Below are 354 nucleotides of genomic sequence, written 5' to 3' on the forward strand. Positions count from 1 at the left end.
ACATCCACCGTCCAGGCGCGCTGACGCCGTCGGTGGTGCTGTCGCTCGGGCTCGGCCTGACGCTCCTGGTGACATTGGCGCTGATCGACGGGAACCTCAGGCGGCAGATTTCCGGCAGCCTGCCGGAGCGGGCGCCGAACTTCTTCTTCGTCGACATCCAGAGCAGCGATGTCGACGCCTTCGCGAGCCTGGTGGGCAAGGAGGCGCCTCGGGGAACGCTGGTCAAGGTGCCGATGCTGCGCGGCCGCATCATGGCGCTCAACGGCGTCGACGTCGACAAGGTGAAGATCCCGGCCAACGGCGCCTGGGTGCTGCGCGGCGACCGTGGCCTGACCTATGACGCGAAACAGCCGG

General features: G+C 68.1%; 1 pseudogene. It reads left to right on the forward strand.

Features of this window, described 5'->3' with window-relative positions:
* A pseudogene (locus tag EN786_RS36510) lies at positions 1-354 on the forward strand (ABC transporter permease); the annotation flags it as partial.

The sequence above is a fragment of the Mesorhizobium sp. M4B.F.Ca.ET.143.01.1.1 genome (assembly GCF_004792275.1).
Taxonomy (GTDB): Bacteria; Pseudomonadota; Alphaproteobacteria; order Rhizobiales; family Rhizobiaceae; genus Mesorhizobium; species Mesorhizobium abyssinicae.